General features: G+C 62.9%; 15 protein-coding genes. 8 read left to right on the forward strand and 7 right to left on the reverse strand.

From position 1 onward, the window contains the following. Positions 1-39 precede the first annotated feature (39 nt). Together LXM96_RS10460 and LXM96_RS10465 are read right to left on the reverse strand one after the other, a co-directional pair. Positions 40-909, reverse strand: a complete 870-nt coding sequence (locus LXM96_RS10460; protein ID WP_239998411.1) for a carbon-nitrogen hydrolase family protein — start codon at positions 907-909, stop codon at positions 40-42. After that, a complete protein-coding gene (locus tag LXM96_RS10465) occupies positions 906-1499 on the reverse strand; it encodes a GNAT family N-acetyltransferase (protein ID WP_239998412.1) in 594 nt (197 codons plus the stop codon). The genes LXM96_RS10460 and LXM96_RS10465 overlap by 4 nt, the downstream gene beginning before the upstream one ends. 82 nt (positions 1500-1581) lie before the next feature. On the opposite strand from LXM96_RS10465, the gene LXM96_RS10470 reads away from it, so the two are divergent. Together LXM96_RS10470 and LXM96_RS10475 are read left to right on the forward strand one after the other, a co-directional pair. After that, entirely contained in the window at positions 1582-1983 is a 402-nt protein-coding gene (locus LXM96_RS10470) for a ketosteroid isomerase-related protein (RefSeq protein ID WP_239998413.1), read from the forward strand. A 179-nt stretch (positions 1984-2162) separates the two neighbouring features. Next, positions 2163-3671 (forward strand): CHASE domain-containing protein, encoded by a 1509-nt coding sequence (locus LXM96_RS10475; protein WP_239998414.1) that lies wholly within the window; start codon positions 2163-2165, stop codon positions 3669-3671. Between the two features lie 11 nt (positions 3672-3682). Here LXM96_RS10475 and chrA read toward each other — a convergent pair whose 3' ends face one another. Beyond that, complete coding sequence (gene chrA, locus LXM96_RS10480; RefSeq protein WP_239998415.1) at positions 3683-4918, reverse strand: chromate efflux transporter; 1236 nt, start codon at positions 4916-4918, stop codon at positions 3683-3685. A 242-nt stretch (positions 4919-5160) separates the two neighbouring features. On the opposite strand from chrA, the gene LXM96_RS10485 reads away from it, so the two are divergent. Further along, positions 5161-5505 carry a hypothetical protein gene (locus tag LXM96_RS10485; RefSeq protein WP_239998416.1) on the forward strand — a complete coding sequence of 115 codons (345 nt, stop codon included), beginning with the start codon at positions 5161-5163 and terminating at the stop codon, positions 5503-5505. Between the two features lie 202 nt (positions 5506-5707). On the opposite strand, the gene LXM96_RS10490 is transcribed toward LXM96_RS10485, so the two are convergent. Beyond that, the gene (locus LXM96_RS10490; RefSeq protein ID WP_239998417.1) at positions 5708-6403 is read right to left on the reverse strand and encodes an Ntn hydrolase family protein; all 696 of its coding nucleotides are present in this window, start codon (positions 6401-6403) and stop codon (positions 5708-5710) included. A gap of 397 nt (positions 6404-6800) precedes the next feature. Here LXM96_RS10490 and LXM96_RS10495 point away from each other — a divergent pair, with 397 nt between their 5' ends. The 4 genes from LXM96_RS10495 (at position 6801) to LXM96_RS10510 (ending at position 9859) form a co-directional block, all read left to right on the forward strand. Next, the gene (locus LXM96_RS10495) at positions 6801-8345 is read left to right on the forward strand and encodes a VOC family protein (RefSeq protein ID WP_239998418.1); all 1545 of its coding nucleotides are present in this window, start codon (positions 6801-6803) and stop codon (positions 8343-8345) included. 50 nt (positions 8346-8395) lie between these two features. Then, on the forward strand, positions 8396-8968 hold the full coding sequence (locus LXM96_RS10500; RefSeq protein ID WP_239998419.1) for a helix-turn-helix domain-containing protein: 573 nt from the start codon (positions 8396-8398) through the stop codon (positions 8966-8968). 71 nt (positions 8969-9039) lie between these two features. Next, complete coding sequence (locus LXM96_RS10505) at positions 9040-9540, forward strand: GNAT family N-acetyltransferase (protein ID WP_239998575.1); 501 nt, start codon at positions 9040-9042, stop codon at positions 9538-9540. Positions 9541-9688: 148 nt separating this feature from the next. Next, the gene (locus tag LXM96_RS10510) at positions 9689-9859 is read left to right on the forward strand and encodes a hypothetical protein (protein ID WP_239998420.1); all 171 of its coding nucleotides are present in this window, start codon (positions 9689-9691) and stop codon (positions 9857-9859) included. A gap of 237 nt (positions 9860-10096) precedes the next feature. Here LXM96_RS10510 and LXM96_RS10515 read toward each other — a convergent pair whose 3' ends face one another. The 3 genes from LXM96_RS10515 to LXM96_RS10525 form a co-directional block, all read right to left on the reverse strand. After that, positions 10097-10273, reverse strand: a complete 177-nt coding sequence (locus LXM96_RS10515; RefSeq protein WP_239998421.1) for a hypothetical protein — start codon at positions 10271-10273, stop codon at positions 10097-10099. Between the two features lie 142 nt (positions 10274-10415). After that, positions 10416-11522 carry a TRAP transporter substrate-binding protein gene (locus LXM96_RS10520; protein WP_239998422.1) on the reverse strand — a complete coding sequence of 369 codons (1107 nt, stop codon included), beginning with the start codon at positions 11520-11522 and terminating at the stop codon, positions 10416-10418. 133 nt (positions 11523-11655) lie between these two features. Next, positions 11656-12762 carry a TRAP transporter substrate-binding protein gene (locus tag LXM96_RS10525; RefSeq protein WP_239998423.1) on the reverse strand — a complete coding sequence of 369 codons (1107 nt, stop codon included), beginning with the start codon at positions 12760-12762 and terminating at the stop codon, positions 11656-11658. 232 nt (positions 12763-12994) lie between these two features. On the opposite strand from LXM96_RS10525, the gene mbfA reads away from it, so the two are divergent. Beyond that, complete coding sequence (gene mbfA, locus LXM96_RS10530; protein ID WP_239998424.1) at positions 12995-13987, forward strand: iron exporter MbfA; 993 nt, start codon at positions 12995-12997, stop codon at positions 13985-13987. The last annotated feature ends 23 nt before the right edge of the window (positions 13988-14010 follow it).

The following is a 14010-nucleotide window of genomic DNA, read 5'->3' on the forward strand; positions in this document are numbered from 1 at the left end:
GCGACAAATTCGCTGTGTCTGGTGGCGAGTGCAGGTGTTTTACCGTTCAAACTGTTCCGGCCAGTCACGGCGGGTCACCACTTGGCCCTCCGTGCGCAGCCGCGCAACATCCGCAAGGTCGATGTCGACGATGAGCCAGGAGGTTTTCTCAACGGTGTCCGAAGGGCTTTCGGCGACGATGCCCGACGGCGGCATGCCGTAGTCGGAGGGGACGTAGAGGGCGGCGCGACCCCGATTTTCGTCCATCGCCGGCGACCAAGGCGCGGTGCCGGCGGTGGGCGAGGCAAGCACGGCATATTGGTTTTCCAGCGCGCGGGCCTGGGCCCCGATGCGTACCCGGTAGGACCCCGCCAGCGTATCGGTGCAGGAAGGGGCGAGCACCAGTTCCACGCCGAAATCGGCAAGCTTCCGTCCGAGCAGGGGAAACTCGTTGTCGTAGCAGATCAGGATGCCGAGCGTACCGAGATGGGTTTCAAACGCCTTGAGCCCCTCGCTGCCGGCGGCGATTCCCCAGCGCTCGCGCTCGAAGCGCGTCATGATCTGCTTGTCCTGGCGGCCGATGAGCCCGTCTGGCCCGAACAGCCAGGCGCGGTTGCGATACTGCCCATCAGGGTCGAGGACAGGGGCGGAGCCCGGCTGGAAGACGATCCGGTGCTTGCGGGCGAGTGACTCGCAGAGATCGAGCCAGCGCGGGATGAGCGGCTGGATGCCGGCGATTGAGCCGTGCAGGTCGGAACGGCTTGCGGCGTCGAGCTGGCCGGCGAGCACGAGCCCGGCATATTCGGGCATCAGCAGGAGTTCTGCGCCCTGGCCAGCCGCGTCCGCCACAAGCTGGGCGAGGTGGCGTGAATAATCGTCCCAGCTCTCGATCAACTCGATGGCATACTGACAGGCGGCGAGCTTGATCATGCGGCAAGATCCTTGATCCAAAAGGAGAGGGGTTTAGGGCTTTCACGGGCCTCGTCGAGATCGCGCCAGGTGAAGGTGGTGCGAAGCTCCGGATGGTGGCGGTAGCCGCGCTTCTCCCAAAAGTCGTCGAGCGGCACGTAGTCTGCCGGGCGGCGTGGGTGGTCGAGCGGGCGCTCCACAGCGCAGAAGGTCGTGTAGCGCAGGCCGAGCAGGCGCGCCTGCGCTTCGCGCTCGGCAAAGAAGGCGAGGCCGATGCCATGGCCGCGATAGGCAGGCAGTAGAACGCTTTCGCCGAAATAGAAATAGTCGTTGGGATCGCGCCCGGACGCAAGGAACGGCGCCTTCACCTCGTCCGTTTCGGCTGCCATTGGCGTTCCGGTGGATGCGCCGACGACGGCGTCATGATCGATGGCCAGCACGAAGACGGACCCCTGCGAGCGCGCATAGGTCTCCATGTACTGCCGCTCGTAGTCGCTGTCCCCATGGTAAAGATAGGGGAAATCGCGAAAAACGATGATGCGCAGCCGCGCGAGGTCGTCGAAGGAGGGCGCGGCATGGCTGCCGGAAAAGCTTCTGATGGTGAGCGTCATGATAGTTTTCAGCCGGTTGCGGAGCGGTTATACCGACGCCAGCCGGCCGATCCAACCCTTCCAGCTGCACAGAGAGCCTTCGATGACCGCTATTGAAACCGTTCGCACCTACTATGATGCCTTCAATGCCCAGGACATGGAGCGTTTCCTCTCGCTGCTGACCGACGACGTTGTCCATGACATCAACCAGGGAGAGCGGCAGGTGGGCAAGCGGGCATTTACGACGTTCATGGACCACATGAACCGCTGCTACCGCGAAGAACTGACGGACGTGGTGATCATGGCGAACGCGGACGGCACGCGGGCGGCCGCCGAATTCATCGTCAACGGCACGTATCTCGCGACCGACGAGGGTCTGCCCGAAGCCAACGGTCAGACCTATCGCCTTCCTGCTGGCGCCTTCTTCGAGATCCGCGACGGCAAGGTCGCCCGCGTCACCAACTATTACAGCCTCCCTGAGTGGATCGCCCAGGTTTCCGCATAAGGCCGGTAGCGTGCCGCGGTTTCGCCGCGCCTGCCCCGTTGAAGCCGCAATCGTTCGCAATAGGGCTGGACGACGGCACCTCGCTCACAATGGGCTGCGGCGCGTGGGCGCAACGGGGATAGGGTGAACTGAAGAGGCTGAGGGGACAAACGGTTGGGCCACTGATCGCAGGAGCGGTCGTGCTGCTCCTGTCGGTTGCGGCCGCGGGCGTGATGGAGCGTGCACGTACGCAGCAGGACCTTCATGATCTCACCATGCTGGCCGACCGCATTGAGGGGCGGATCGCCAGCCAGACGTCGCTTCTCTCCTTCCTCCGCTCCTTTCTGGTTGCCAATGATTTTCGGATCGATATCGCGGACATTCGCCATTTCCTCAATCTCGGCGACGAGCATGACTTGACCGGTGGGATGCAGGGTATCGGCATAGCGCTCTTCCAGCCAGCGGGGCAAACAGGTGGGGCGCTTTCCATCCTGCGCTCTTCCTATGGCGGCGACCAGCGCATATGGCCGGAGACAGACCAGCCTTACCGCTTCCCGATCGTGCTTCTGGAGCCGCCGGATACGCGTAACCAGGCTGCGATCGGCTACGACATGTATTCGGAGCCGGTGCGGCGCGAGGCCATGAACCGCGCCTGGCGCTCCGGCCGTGCGGCGGCAACCGCTCCGGTGGAACTGGTCCAGGAGATTACGGAGGAAAAGCAGGCGGGCTTCCTGATCTACCTGCCGGTAATGCGAGAAGATGACCGTTCCATCCATAGTATGGTCTATGCGCCGTACCGGGTGGGTGATCTGATGCGCACTGCCCTCTCCCTTCCAAGCGATCTTGGCGTTTCGGCGCGTGTGGTCGATGCCGCGACTGGCGAGGTGATGCTGGAGCCGGAGAAAGGCATAGCTTGGCAGGGGCGGTTTCCCATTACGGTGGCGGATCGGGAGTGGCAGGTGGACCTTGCTTATCGCGACCGCGGCCACCTGTTGCTACAGCCCTCCTTCGTCACGCTGCTGGTCGGCGGTCTGGTAGCGATCCTGCTGCAGTGGCTGCTGCAACAGCGCGAGCAGCGCATCGCGGCCGAACGCGAGGCCGCTCGCGAGGCGAGGCGGGCGGCGGAACTGCGCGGCCTCCTACTCGATGAAACCAAGCACCGCCTGAAGAATTCCATCGCCCGCATTTCCGGCATCGCGCGGCTGACCGCGCGCGAGACGGAGAGCAAGGAGGAATTCCTCGCTGCACTGGAGCGACAGCTGAAGGCGCTGGCGGCCGCCCAGGATCTCCTCAACCCCTCGCTCGACGGCAGGATCGACTTCAAGGCGCTGCTCGAGGCGGAGCTTGCCTCCGTCGGTGGTAGCTCAGACGGCGTCGTCGTCGATGGCCCACCGCTTCTGCTCGACGCTAACCAGGTACAGGCGCTCGGGCTGGTGATGCATGAACTGCTGACCAATGCGCTGAAATATGGTGCGCTCGGTCGAACCGGCGGGCGGCTGGAGGTGCGTTGGACAACAGGAGCTATGGCGCGGCTGGAATGGCTGGAAGTGAGTGATAGCATCGTCGACCTGACCACAAGCGGCTTCGGCACGCGGCTGATCGAGACGCTGGTGAAGCGCCAGCTCGGCGGAAGCCTCACCCGCACGGTGGGCGAGAACGCGTACAGGCTGGTGATGGAATGGCCGCTGGAGCGGTCGGGCGCCACCTGACGCCGGACGACTTAGAGAAAAGTCAGGCCGATGCCGCCAAGCGCGCAGAAGACCACGACCATCCACGGCGGGACCTTCCACACCACCAGCAGCATGAAAGCCGCAAGCGCCAGCGCGAAGTCGTAGGGACTAAGTATCGCGCTCGTCCAGACGGGGCTGTAGAGTGCCGCTCCCAGAATGCCGACCACGGCGGCGTTGGCGCCGCGCATTGCCGCCTGCGCGCGCGGCAGGCGGCGGAACCGGTCCCAGAAGGGCAGCACGCCGAGAAGCAGCAGGAAGCCGGAAAGAAAGATCGCGATCAGCGCGATGATGGCGCCAGCCACGCCGTTCGGCGCCGGCCCCATGACGGCCCCGAGATAGGCGGCGAAGGTAAAGAGCGGGCCGGGGACCGCCTGGGCCGCTCCATAGCCGGCAAGGAAAGCATCCTCGCTCACCCAGCCCGGCGCCACCACTTCCGCCTGCAGGAGCGGCAGCACCACATGGCCGCCGCCGAAGACGAGGGCCCCGGCGCGATAGAAGGCATCCGCCAGCGAAAGCCCCTGCGCATCGACAGCGTTCGTCAGGAGTGGGAGGCCGAGAAGCAGCGCGACAAAGACGAGCAGGCAGGCGATGCCGAACCGCCGCGGGACACGGAAGGAGAGGTGGGTCGCCTCGACCGCCGCACCGTTGCGGCAAAGCATGAGGCCGGCGAGTGCGCCGGTGGCGATCGCCGCAATCTGGCCGAGGGAGCCCGCGGCGGCCACCACGATCACCACGGCCGCGAGCGCAATCCCCGCCCGCGGCCGGTCTGGCGTCAGGCTCTTCGTCATGCCCCAGACGGCTTGGGCCACGACGGCGACGGCTACTAGCTTCAGCCCGTGCAGCAATCCCTCGCCGGTCGCGCCATCGAAGGACGTCGCGGCGAAGGCAAAGGCGAGGAGGAGCAGGGCCGAGGGCAGGGTAAAAGCTGTCCATGCGGTAAGCGCACCAAGTGGGCCGGCGCGCAGCAGGCCCAGCGCAAAGCCCACCTGGCTCGACGCCGGCCCAGGGAGGAACTGGCAGAGCGCCACGAGATCCGCATAGCCCGCCTCGTCGATCCACTTGCGGCGCACCACCAGCTCCTCGCGGAAGTAACCGAGATGCGCGATCGGTCCGCCGAAGGAGGTGAGGCCGAGCTTGAGGAACACGAGAAAGACTTCCGCGGGCGTGCCGCGTGCGGTGGTGCTGGTGGCCGATTCCGATGCGGGCGATCCAATGGGCTGCGGCACGGGCGAGTCTCTGCGAGCTGGGCTGGCAAGGGGAAAAGAACGGACCGTGAAGCGGTACCGGTAGCGCAGGTGAAAGACAAGCGATTGATGGAGGCGTGCCGTTGGCAGCGACTGAGCGATGGAGCAGGCTTGATCCGGCCCGGCCGGCTATACGCCAACAGTGGCCATTGCGAAGGGAGGGTGCCTTGCTAGATTGACGTGACGACCGAGGGTCAGCAAACCGGATGCCAAAGGAGTTCATGATGAACGATGAGGTGGCCTGGAAAACCGAGGAACGGCTGTGGCTGGAAGGGGTCGAAGCCTACGATGAGATTGTCGATCCTGCTTGTCTGATGGCTTTCCCTTCCATGGGAGTGCTGCAGGCTACTGCTATCCGCAAAGGCCTCGAAGGCGCCTCGCGCTGGAGGTCCGTGGCGATGACGGGCCGCGTGATCAGTCGAGCAAGTGACGATATTGTCGTACTGGGGTACACCGCCGAGGGACAGCGCGAGGGAGCAAACCCTTATCTCTGTTTCTGCACCTCGACATATCGTGCAGGTGTTGAGGGGTGGAAGCTGGTTCAGCACCAGCAGACTCTCGCCAGATGAACCCCTGATCGAATGCCGCGCCGATAATGAGCTCGATCTCGCGGCATTTGAGCCTCGGCTGGAGGTCGTTATCATCAGGTTGGCCCGAAAGAGGACAAGCGGTGGCTTCCCGGCCCTGCCTTTGCGCTCTTCACGATCCTATGAGTCAAGTCGCAAGTGGTGGAGACGTAGCGAAGGCGTTGCCCCTTCACGATCGTGGTGATCAATCGAACAGCTTGGCGATAACCGCCTGTTCTGCGTCCTCCCACTGGCGGACCAACTCGCCAACCTCCTCGATCTCTTTGTCGCTGAGGTGGTGGGCACCCTCGGCATTGATCCGGCACAGGCTGAACGGCTTGCCGACGCTGGCAGAGGTGAGGTCGAGCGCGTGCAGGACGCGCAGCACCGCTGCGCAGCCAAAACGTACGGAGCGCTTCGTGATATGGAAGTGAGACAGCAGTGAACCGGCCTGTTGGGCCATGGCTGCACCGCTGCCAATAGCATGGAAACCGATATCAGCGTAGTGCCCGATCATGCCCGAGGGCGTGATCTCGATGATCCAGGGTTCGCCATCTCGCCAACCGGCGGCCATCACATAGGCCGAAGGCGTCCCGCCGCCCTCCTCGCCCGGTACATCTTCGATGAAAGTCTCGTAGTGATAGCGAAGGATCGGCAGAACCTGTGCCTGCAAGGCCCGGCCAATGTCCGGCGCTTCCAAAATCGCAGCGCTCTTTTCGTTGAAACAGCGTTTTACATCCGTCAGAACGGATCGTGCGCCGCTGCCGCCCCAGGCCGCGGTATTGCCCAGGGGATGAAGTTTCTCGGCAGGATACGTCATGCCTCGCCCCTTGTCGGTGATCTGGGAGTCTGATCCGATAACGACTCCATCTTCACATACGGTGGCAAGCACGACAGTCATGTAGCGATCCTTCCAAGTTAGATGTCTTGGGTATTCTGTCGGACCCGTAATCGCCCGAGCATTGAACCTCGACGACCCAGACAATGCGATATGCCGCACTGTCCGCCCCACCTATACGCCGTCTAGCCCCGCGTCGTTCCACACGATGATCTGTATTCCACGAAGTCGCGGAACACAGACTCTCTGCAACTTCGCCCGGACGCTGGTTCGCGTCCCCATGGGCTATGAATGCCGTTATTGTGGTCGATTGAAAGCAGACACGCCGGGCGAGGGAGGTACCGCACCTGCGCACCAAGGAACGAGATAGCGTCGCTTCCACGTGGATGGTCGTCCCCACCCCCTGTCCCGCTGTCGCACAACCCATTAAGCTGCGGGTCCACACAACCGGACCCCGCTTATGGCCGCATCCTCGTCTCCCACCGGCATCCACCACGTTACCCTGATCACCCGGCGAGTGCAGGACAATGTCGATTTCTACGTGGGCTTTTTGGGGCTCCATCTCGTCAAGCGCACCGGCGGGTTTGAAGATGCCGAGCAGTTGCATCTGTTCTACGGCAACAGAAAGGCCGAGCCCGGCACGCTCGTCACCTTCCTTGTCTGGGAAGACGGCGCCTCTGGGCGGGTGGGCAACGGGCAGGTGTCCGAGATCGCCTTCTCCGTGCCGCGCGATGCGATAGGTGACTGGCTGACGCGGGCGATCACCCACCGCGTGCCGGTGGAGGGGCCGCTGCATGAGTTCGGCGAAACGGTGCTGCGGCTGAAGGATCCGGATGGCATCATCGTCAAGCTGGTAGGTCATGGCGAAGCGGCAGCCGTTGTGGCAGCGCAGGAGCCGGCCGTCACCCGGCTGCGGGCGGTGACGCTGTTGACCGAAACGCCGGAGGAAACGGCGGCGTTCCTGTCCCGCTTTGGATACCGGCCGGGCCCCGTCTTGGGCAATCAGCAGCGGATGCTGTCCGATACCGATGCCGTGGATGTGCGCGACGCCACCGGCTACGTGCCCGGCATTCCCGGGACGGGAACGGCCGATCACGTCGCCTTCCGCGCCGGCGACGTTGCTGCGATCAAGGAGATGGAGTCGGAGCTTTCGCGGCTGAACTCCTCGCCGACCAATCTCCATGACCGCAAGTACTTCACCTCGCTTTACGTGCGCGAGCCCGGCGGCACGCTGATCGAATACGCGACCGACGGACCGGGCTTTGCCGTCGACGAGGAGTCCGGGCATCTAGGCGAGCAGCTCTTCATGCCGCCGGGCGACGAGGCGCGTGCGCAAGACCTCAAGGTGTTCCTGCCGCAGTTCTCGCTGCCGGGCGAGCAGCGCATGCCGCGCCGCGAGCTGCCCTTCGTGCACCGCTTCTTCGTGCCGGATGCGCCGGGGGAGGAGACGCTGGTTCTCATGCACGGCAGCGGCGGCAGCGAGGCCGACCTGATGCCGCTGGCGCACCGGATTGCACCGCAGGCTATGCTTCTCGGTCTGCGCGGGCGTTCGGTGGAGGAAGGCTCGCCGCGCTGGTTCCGCCGGCTGCCGGGCGATCGTTTCGACCAGGCTGACATCCGCTCAGAAGCGGAGGCCTTTGCCGCTTTCGTGGAGGGCGCGGTGGAAGGCTATCGGCTGGACGCGGAGCGCCTGGCCTTTCTCGGCCTGTCGAACGGCGCAAACTTCCTGGCGGCAGTGATGGCGCTGTACCCGGGGCTGATCCGCCGGGCGGTCCTGCTGCGGCCGGCGATGGTGCTGGAAGACCCGCCGGTGGTGGATCTTTCGGCAAACTCCGTGCTGATGGTGAGCGGCCGGCAGGACCTCGCGGCTCCCTTGGCCCGGCGGCTGGAGGCATGGCTGCGAGACAGCGGCGCGAACCTCACCAGCCATTTCATCGACGCAGGCCATCAGCTCTCGGACGAGGATCTGCCGCTGGCGAAGGCCTGGATGGACGAGCCCAGCTAGTCCCCTTGGCTGCTGTTGACTCCATTATCCGAGAAATGCATTCTCGGATAATGGAAGATGTACTTTCGCTGGATCGATCGATTGCAGAGCGGCTGCGTGGCCTCAGGGACGCGCAGGCATTGACGCTGGATGAACTGGCGGCTCGCTCGGGTGTCAGTCGCGCCATGATCTCACGCATCGAGCGGGCCGAGGCAAGCCCGACGGCAGCGCTCCTGGCACGGCTTTGCGAGGCGTTGGGGCTGACGCTCTCGACCTTCTTTGCCGAGAATGATGAACCTGCATTACCGCTCAGCCGGAGGAACGACCAGCGCTTGTGGCGCGACCCGCATACCGGCTATCTGCGCCGCTCCGTATCACCCCCGGGCATGCCAAGCCGGGTGGATATTGTCGAGGTGGAGTTTCCGGCCGGCGCGCGCGTCAGCTTTCCGCCGCGGGAGGAAAGCCGGGTGATGACGCAGCATGTCTGGCTTTTCGAGGGCGAGTTGCAGATGACGATCGGCGAGGCGGTGCATCGGCTCGAACCCGGTGATTGCCTTTTCATGGACATCGGAGACGCCTTTGACTTTCACAATCCTGGCGACCGGCCGGCCCGCTATGCGGTGATCCTCGACCGGGGACGCTGAAGCCACACAAGGAGAAACAGCACGTGACGGCCATCATCCGTATCGCCGATGCCAGTGCCGCCCGCCAGGCGATGCCCGACCTTAGCGAGGTCTTGGCCGATTGCATCAACGGCGGGGCTTCGCTCGGCTTCATGCTGCCGTTCTCACCGGACGATGCCGCGGCCTACTGGCAGGAGATTGCCGCCCAGGTGGAGGCGGGCCACATCATCCTGGCGCTTGCCGAGATTGACGACAAAGTGGTGGGAACGGTGCAGGTGGGGCTGGCGACCAAGCCGAACCAGCCGCACCGAGGCGACCTGATGAAGCTTCTCGTCCACCGATGCGCCCGCGGCCTCGGCCTGTCGCGCCGGCTGATGCAGGCGGTCGAGGCGGAGGCGGCACGTCGAGGGCGGACGCTGCTGGTGCTCGATACGGCAACCGGCAGCGAAGCGGAGGCGATCTATCCACGTTTCGGCTGGCAGCGGGTGGGCGTCATCCCGGATTACGCCCTGTGGCCACAGGGCGGGCTCTGCGACACGACGGTGTTCTACAAGCGGATCGGCGACGCTCGGGCGCCCTCGCAGGCCGCCTGATCCGCACGGCTCAGTCCGTTCGGTGAAGCCATGGAAGTACGACCGCCAGAACAGGCCAGTCATCAAGACGACAGCCAGCGAAAAGAAGGAACGGAACGCGGCCACGTGGGTTAGCCATCTGTCCCCCAAGAAACAAAACGGAGGCACTATGAGCAAGACCGATGTCAAGGAAGCCATCAAGCGCGCCGAAAAGCAGGTGGAAAACACCAGCGGCGGCGGCCATCTCGGCGGCACCTATTATGGCCAGGAACCGGACGGCAAGACGTCGTCGAGCAACTCCAACGTTGGACGAAACCGCCCGAATTCCGGCAGTTCCTGATCGCCGACGAGAACAGGATAACGAAAGCCCCGCACATGCGGGGCTATTCCGTACTTGTAAAATATCCTCGGATTGCGAACCGATCGTCAAGGTGTACCCACGGTCTTCGTAAAAGAGGGGTCAACAGTGCCCCGCTCGCGCACTTACGGGGTTAAGTCCATAAACCCGTATAATGACTGCGTTTGCGCCCGATAATGCGCATGCTGTGGCGTGGCTGGCCAAAATCGGAATGGTGGCTCATCTTACGGCAACGGGTTGCGCCGCAAGGTCCTTGGCCAGATAGACCCGAGCCGCTGAAGGTCCGGCCTCCATTGTTGCGGCGGCATATCCGCCGCCCGCCAGTACAAGAATCAAAAACAGAACTGCGCTGCCGAGGCCGCCCTTGGCCTGACGCGGAGCGTGATGGTATGCCATGAAGTCTCTCCGTGTGGTCCCCAGACAACGGATGAGCCGAGCGACGGTTCCCTTCCTCCAGGCGTCGAATTAGCCGGTGCTCAAATAAAAAAGCCCCGCGTTGCGGAGCTTTCAGTGATGGGATGTTGTGCAGGGCCTGTTGCTAGAGATTGCCGTTGCGCTGCTGGATCATCATGAAGGTGTCGTAGCTGTATTCGGCGACCTGCGCCCAAAGGTAGGCGTCCTTCTTGAAGACCAGCTGGCTGTCGTAGAGCTTCTTGAAGGATGGGCTCTTTTCCGACAGTTCCGCGTAGGTTTCGATCGCAGCCTTGTAGCAGGCTTCCATGATCTCCTGGCTGAACGGTTTCAGGATCGCGCCGTCGGCCACCAACTGCTTCAGCGCCACGGCATTACGGGCGTCGTAGTTCGCCAGCATGTTGTTGTTGGCCGAGGCGCAGGCATTGGAGAGAATCTGCTGGTAGCTCTTCGGCAGCTCGTTCCACTTCTCCAGGTTGAAGAAGGCATGCATGGCCGGGCCGCCTTCCCACCATGCCGGGTAGTAGTAATACTTGGCGACCTTCTGAAAGCCGAGCTTCTGGTCGTCATAGGGACCGACGAACTCGGTGGCGTCGATCGTACCCTTTTCGAGCGCCGGATAGACATCGCCGGCAGCGATCTGCTGCGGCGTCACGCCGACCTTCGTCATGATCTGACCGGCAAGGCCCGCGATGCGCATCTTCAGACCCTTGAGGTCTTCCAGCGTGTTGATCTCCTTGCGGAACCAGCCGCCCATCTGCGTGCCGCTGTTGCCGGCCGGCAGAGCATAAAGGCCGCGCGGGGTGAGGAACTCGTTGATCAGGTCGTTGCCGCCGCCTGCCGTAAACCAGGCATTGGTCATGCGGGCATTGAGACCGAAGGGAATGGCGGTTCCGAGCGCGAAGGCGGGGTCCTGGCCGATGTAGTAGTAGGAGCAGGTATGGGCCATCTCGACCGTGCCTGCCGCAACGGCATCCGCCGCCTGCAAGCCGGGCACGATCTCGCCGGCGGCGAAGATCTCGATGGTAAACTGGCCGTCCGTCGCGTTCTTCACGCTCTCGGCAATCTCGCTGGCAGCGCCGAAGATGATGTCGAGATTCTTGGGGAAGGACGAGGTGAGCCGCCAACTGACCTTTGGTTTGTCCTGCGCGACGGCAGGAGCTGCGAGCGGGATGGCAGCCGCGGCGCCTACGCCGGCCGTTGCAGCCTGGCGTAGGAAATTTCGGCGGTTCATGGGTTCCTCCTGGGATAGTCCGTCAAATCTGGTGTAGCTCAGCGTCGCTCCCGGCTCCGCAGGCGGGTCCCCAGCATGCCGTGGCAGCATCGGTAAGAGGGCCGGTGTGCCACCGGCCCTCTTACGTCGCGTATCAGAGGTTGCCGTTGCGCTGCTGGATCATCATGAACGTGTCATAGCTGTATTCAGCGATCTGCGCCCATAGATAGGCGTCCTTTTTGATAGCCTGCTGGCTGTCATAGATCTTCTTGAACGCGGGGTTGCTTGCCGAAATCTCTGCATAGGTTTCCTGAGCTGCTTTGTAGCAGGTTTCGAGGATCTCCTGGCTGAAAGGTCGAAGAATAGCGCCCTCTGATACGAGTTCCTTCAGTGCGATCGGATTTCTGGTATCGTATCGCTCCAGCATGCTGGCGCTGCCGGCGGCGCAGGCGTCGTTGAGGATGCGCTTGTAGTTTTCCGGAAGGTTGTTGTACTTCTCCGAATTGATGAACGCGTGGACCGCCGGACCGCCTTCCCACCATGCAGGATAGTAATAATACTTGGCGACCTTGTGGAAGCCGAGCTTCTGGTCATCATAAGGCCCGACGAACTCGGTCGCGTCGATCGTGCCCTTTTCCAGAGCTGCGTAAACATCGCCACCGGCAATCTGCTGCGGCGTCACCCCGACCTTGCTCATGACCTGCCCCGTCAGGCCGGCGATGCGCATCTTGAGACCTTTCAGGTCTTCGATCGTGTTGATTTCCTTGCGGAACCATCCGCCCATCTGTGCGCCGGTGTTGCCCAGGACGATGGCATGAATGTTGTAGCTGGAGAGGAACTCGTTGAGGAGTTCGTTGCCGCCGGCTTGATTGAACCAGGCGTTCGTCTGACGTGCATTCAGGCCGAACGGAACAGCGGTGCCAAGCGCGAAGGTTGGATCCTTGCCGACGTAGTAGTAGGCACAGGTGTGCGCCATTTCCACCGTGCCGGCAGAAACGGCGTCCGCCGCCTGCAGTGCGGGAACAATCTCGCCGCCGGCGAAGTGTTCAATAACGAAATTTCCGCCGGAGGCTTCCTTGACGTGGTCTGCGACGATCTGGCCAGCACCAAACAGGATATCCAGGCCCTTGGTGAAGGACGAGGTCATACGCCAGTTGATCTTCGGGTTCTCCTGCGCGATTGCCGGCGCAGCGAGGGTCGCTGCGGCCGCGACGCCGACGCTCGCCGTACCTGCACGGCGTATGAATGTTCTGCGGTCCATGGTGCATGCCTTTCGAAAATAGGAACGCGGCAACGGCCGCGGCTCACCTTCTTCTAAAGCGAATCCTTTCGTCCTCGGCAAGTGCATTCGGCCAAAAATTGCTCAAACGCTACCCGCTTTGTCTAATCGTTGCGCAGGCCTCTGGTGGTGGTGGCGTGGTGGTGGCAGCCGAATGAACCTTGAAGAGTAGGGTCGCATCGCATAGATTAGAATAATTCTAATGAGGTTGCTGATGTTCTTGCCGTTCTCTCCTTCCTTCATGTCCTCCCGCCGCAGCTTCGATTCCCTCAGCGAAGACGAAATTCTGGCCCTTGCCATTGGCGCCGAGGAGGAGGACTCGCGCATCTATCTCGCCTATGCGGACAATCTGCGTGACCGCTATCCGGCCTCGGCGAAAGTCTTCGAGGATATGGCGGAGGTGGAGCAGGCGCACAAGAACATGCTGATCGAGATGTTTCGGAGCCGTTTTGGCGAACTGATCCCGCTGATCCGGCGCGAACACGTGCGTGGGTTTTACTCCCGCAAGCCGGACTGGCTGGTCAGGAACCTGCCGCTGGAGGAGGTCAGACAGCAGGCGCAGGTGATGGAGGATCAGGCTTATCGCTTCTATACCGAGGCAGCCAAGCGCGTGAGCGATGCATCAACGCGTCGTTTGCTGGGTGACCTGGCGCTTGCCGAGCAGGGGCATGAAGAGATCGCGCGCACCCTCGGTGAAAAGCATGTCGGAGCAGAGACCAAGAAAGAAGAGGATGATGCGGCGCATCGACAATTCATCCTGACGTATGTGCAGCCGGGGCTTGCGGGGCTGATGGACGGTTCTGTCTCTACCCTTGCGCCGATCTTCGCCGCAGCCTTCGCGACCCAAGATACCTGGAGCACGTTCCTGATTGGCTTGTCTGCGTCCGTTGGCGCCGGGATCTCCATGGGGTTCACGGAGGCTGCGCATGACGACGGCAGGATTTCAGGCCGCGGTTCGCCGGTGAAGCGCGGCCTGGCCTCAGGGGTCATGACTGCGATCGGCGGCCTCGGACACGCGCTGCCTTATCTCATTCCGCACTTTTGGACCGCAACTATGCTTGCCGTCGTTGTGGTATTCGTGGAGCTATGGGCGATTGCTTTCATCCAGAACCGTTACATGGAGACGCCCTTCACGCGTGCAGTGATGCAAGTGGTCCTTGGAGGCTCCCTGGTCTTGGCAGCCGGCATTATCATCGGTCATGGATAGAAGAAGAGCGAGCCTGGGCCCGC

Origin of the sequence: Rhizobium halophilum, assembly GCF_021648825.1 — a bacterium.
GTDB lineage: Bacteria > Pseudomonadota > Alphaproteobacteria > Rhizobiales > Rhizobiaceae > Neorhizobium > Neorhizobium halophilum.

What these genes read in the sequence shown, in the direction of transcription:
- LXM96_RS10460 (WP_239998411.1), bottom strand. Translation starts at nt 909, where the DNA reads ATGATCAAGCTCGCCGCCTGTCAGTATGCCATCGAGTTGATCGAGAGC.
- LXM96_RS10465 (WP_239998412.1), bottom strand. Translation starts at nt 1,499, where the DNA reads ATGACGCTCACCATCAGAAGCTTTTCCGGCAGCCATGCCGCGCCCTCC.
- LXM96_RS10470 (WP_239998413.1), top strand. Translation starts at nt 1,582, where the DNA reads ATGACCGCTATTGAAACCGTTCGCACCTACTATGATGCCTTCAATGCC.
- LXM96_RS10485 (WP_239998416.1), top strand. Translation starts at nt 5,161, where the DNA reads ATGAACGATGAGGTGGCCTGGAAAACCGAGGAACGGCTGTGGCTGGAA.
- LXM96_RS10490 (WP_239998417.1), bottom strand. Translation starts at nt 6,403, where the DNA reads ATGACTGTCGTGCTTGCCACCGTATGTGAAGATGGAGTCGTTATCGGA.
- LXM96_RS10495 (WP_239998418.1), top strand. Translation starts at nt 6,801, where the DNA reads ATGGCCGCATCCTCGTCTCCCACCGGCATCCACCACGTTACCCTGATC.
- LXM96_RS10500 (WP_239998419.1), top strand. Translation starts at nt 8,396, where the DNA reads ATGGAAGATGTACTTTCGCTGGATCGATCGATTGCAGAGCGGCTGCGT.
- LXM96_RS10505 (WP_239998575.1), top strand. Translation starts at nt 9,040, where the DNA reads ATGCCCGACCTTAGCGAGGTCTTGGCCGATTGCATCAACGGCGGGGCT.
- LXM96_RS10510 (WP_239998420.1), top strand. Translation starts at nt 9,689, where the DNA reads ATGAGCAAGACCGATGTCAAGGAAGCCATCAAGCGCGCCGAAAAGCAG.
- LXM96_RS10515 (WP_239998421.1), bottom strand. Translation starts at nt 10,273, where the DNA reads ATGGCATACCATCACGCTCCGCGTCAGGCCAAGGGCGGCCTCGGCAGC.
- LXM96_RS10520 (WP_239998422.1), bottom strand. Translation starts at nt 11,522, where the DNA reads ATGAACCGCCGAAATTTCCTACGCCAGGCTGCAACGGCCGGCGTAGGC.
- LXM96_RS10525 (WP_239998423.1), bottom strand. Translation starts at nt 12,762, where the DNA reads ATGGACCGCAGAACATTCATACGCCGTGCAGGTACGGCGAGCGTCGGC.
- mbfA (WP_239998424.1), top strand. Translation starts at nt 12,995, where the DNA reads ATGTTCTTGCCGTTCTCTCCTTCCTTCATGTCCTCCCGCCGCAGCTTC.